1 protein-coding gene is annotated in these 3,474 nt (G+C 46.8%); it reads left to right on the top strand.

The window, feature by feature from the left end; all coding sequences use genetic code 11:
- On the top strand, positions 1–3,474 hold a 3,474-nt coding region (locus H6G00_RS28900), incomplete at both ends, for an AAA family ATPase (protein ID WP_190799364.1).

The following is a 3,474-nucleotide window of genomic DNA, read 5'->3' as shown; positions in this document are numbered from 1 at the left end:
GGACGAATGAACCGGATGCTCGACTATCGCACCGACTTTTATTCCCTGGGTGCAACCTTCTACAAACTGTTGACGGGACAATTGCCGTTTCCCACCCGTGATCTCCTGGAACTCGTTCACTGTCACATTGCTACACCGCCGACTCCTCCGCACGAATTGAATGCGACGATCCCCCAACCTGTCTCGGATCTGATTTTGAAACTGATGGCGAAGAATGCGGAGGATCGCTATCAAAGTGCCTGGGGCATCAAAGCGGATCTAGAGCGCTGTGCCCAACAACTGGCGGAAATGGGTCAGATTAACACCCTATCGTTGGGACTGCAAGATGTTTCCGAGCAGTTCCGCATTCCTCAAAAACTGTATGGGCGAGAAGCGGAGATCGAAGCATTATGGGTGGCGTTTGACAGAGTGACGGGGAATCGGGAATCGGGAGCCGGGAATCGGGAAAAACACCCCACACCCCACACCCTGCACCCTACACCCTCATGCAGCGAAATGATGCTGGTCTCCGGTTATTCTGGCATCGGCAAAACGGCATTGGTGCAGGAACTCCATAAACCGATCACCGCAAAGCACGGCTATTTTATCTGGGGTAAATTTGACCAATTTGGGCGCAATATTCCCTACAGCGCGATCGTCGATGCCCTGCAGAAATTGGTGCAGCAACTGTTGAGTGAACCCAATGAACAGGTGGAAGTATGGCGATCGCGTCTACTCAGTGCTTTAGGAAGCAACGGACAAATTATCATAGATGTCATTCCCGAAGTTGAGTTCATTATTGGTAAGCAGCCCCCTGTGCCCAAAGTTGGAGCAACAGAAGCACAGAATCGCTTCAATCTCACGTTTCAAAGGTTTGTGCGGGCGTTTTGTGCAAAAGAGCATCCCCTAGTCATTTTCTTAGACGATCTACAGTGGATCGATTCTGCGACGTTGAAGTTAATCGAACTCATCTTACTTGACGAGCAAACTCAATCTCTGTTTTTGATCGGAGCCTACCGAGATAACGAACTGACTCCAACGCATCCGTTGGTCTTAACGCTAGAGAGCCTGCGAAAAGGGGGAGCAGTATTTCAGGAAATCATCCTGACCCCCTTAACACTGGAACCGTTGAGTCAACTGATAGCTGAGACATTACATCACAATTCTGATATCGTTCGCTCCCTAGCCCAAGTCGTGTTGCGTAAAACCGAGGGCAACCCTTTCTTTGTGGGTGAATTTTTGAAGCTGCTGCATAGCGAAAACTTGTTGACTTTCGATGCCCAACAGTTAAGTTGGCAGTGGAACCTGGCAGAGATTGAAGCTCAAGATATCACCGATAATGTGGTGGAGTTGCTGCTGCGTCAGTTGCAGAAATTACCGGAAGCAACACAGCAAACTCTCTGCATCGCTGCTTGTGTTGGGTCTGAGTTTGATTTAGAGACGTTAGCGCTTAGCGCAGAGCGCAACTCCGAAGGAACCGTTTGCGAAAAATCACCGAAAGCAATTTTCCAGGATCTACTAGCAGCAATACAAGCAGGATTAATTCAACCTCTGTCTGACTTGGACGAAGATTTGTTGGTTCAAGAGTATAAGTTTCTGCACGACCGCGTTCAGCAAGCGGCTTATGCTTTGATTGATGAATCGCAGAAACAGGTTGTTCATCTGCAAATCGGTCGCAATTTGCTCGAAAAAACTTCACCAGAGCAACGATCCGAGCGGTTGTTTGAAATCATCGATCATCTCAATCAAGGACTTGAGCTAGTCACTGCTCGATCAGAACGAACTGAAATTGCCAGATTGAATTTAACGGCAGGTCAGAAAGCAAAGTCAGCGACGGCTTATGAAGCAGCTTTCAAGTATTTCAATACAGGACTTAAATTCCTTGATGTGGAAAGTTGGCAGCGTGAGTATGACCTGACTTTGGTGTTGCATTCAGAGGAAGCAGAGGCAGCCTACCTCAGCGGTCACTTTGACGAAATGGAGCGGATTGCAGAAGCAGTGCTTAACTGTGCGAAGACGGTGCTCGATACCGTGAAAGTTTACGATAGCAAGATTCAAGCATGGCTGTCGCGGGGAGAACCTAAAGAGGCCCTTAAAACTGGCTTGGAAGTGCTGCAACGCTTGGGAATTCGTTTAGTGGAAGCTCCAAGCCAGTTAGATGTTCAAGCAGGATTAGAGGAAACCGCTTCACGATTGGCTGGGCGGGAAATCGAAGATTTGATTGATTTGCCAGAGATGACTGAACCTGTGTCCCTGGCAGCAGTCCACATTTTAGTAGGCATATATACTCCGGCTTTTATTTCGACACCCGCTCTGATGGTGCTGATTATATGCAAGATAGTGAATTTATCGATGGCCCATGGAAACGCGATCTGGTCGCTGCTTGGTTATGTTGGCTATGGCATGATCCTAAGTGGCGTTGAACAAGACTTTGAACTGGGCTATCAATTTGGCAAATTATCCTTAAATTTAGCGAAACAAACAAATAACAAGAGAGGTAATTGCAAAGCATTGATGATGGTGAGTTTCCATATCATTCCCTGGAAAGACCACCTTAAAGAAACGTTCCCTGGCTTTGCTGAAGCTTGGCAAAGCGGTATAGAAAGTGGAGAGTTTGAATTTGCGGGTTATTCTGCAATTGGCCTATGTTATTATCCCTTTTATGCAGGACAAGAACTGACAGAACTAGAACAACAAACAGCGATTTATCGTAAAGCCACCCATCAAATTAGACGAGAGACTCCTGCCACCTGGCTGGCAATGTTGCAACAAACGATCCTGAACCTGCGAGGTCAATCTGAAAACCCAAGTCGCTTAATGGGTGGTCTCTATGACGAAGAGCAAGCACTGTTATGGACGATCGCGGCAAAGGATGGAACTGGCTTTCACTTCTTTTACTTAAATAAGTTGATTTTATGCTACCTGTTCGGGGAGTATGAGCAAGCTGCAAAAACGGCTACTTTGGCAGAACCGTATTTAAGCGCAGCCACATCATTATTCTCTGTAGCTCTATTTCATTTCTATGACTCCCTAATCGTTCTGAGCTTGTGGGCAAATGCTTCAAGCTCTGAAAAAGCACCCTGGTTGAATCGCGTTAATGCCAACCAAGAAAAGATGCAAAAATGGGCAGAACACGCCCCAATGAATTGTTTGCACAAATACCATTTAGTCAAGGCAGAGAAAGCGCGAGTCTTAGGGCAATTTCTTGAGGCTGAAGAGTTTTATGAACGGGCGATCGCAGGTGCTGCTGAAAATGAGTATATCCAGGAAGAAGCATTAGCTTATGAATTAGCGGCTAAACATTATCTAGCGCGAGGTCGGGAAAAGATTGCTCAGACCTACATGAAAGAGGCGCACTATTGCTATGAAAGATGGGGAGCGGTGGCAAAAGTCAAAGATTTAGAAACTCGCTACCCGCAGTTCTTTTCTCAATCACCGGTTGTGACCTACACGCCAATCCATACAACTTCTGGAACTACTTCTGCTCGCTTAGAC

The sequence above is a fragment of the Leptolyngbya sp. FACHB-541 genome (genome assembly GCF_014695875.1).
Classification (GTDB): domain Bacteria; phylum Cyanobacteriota; class Cyanobacteriia; order Elainellales; family Elainellaceae; genus JAAUTN01.
This window is presented reverse-complemented; position numbering and strand designations above follow the sequence as displayed.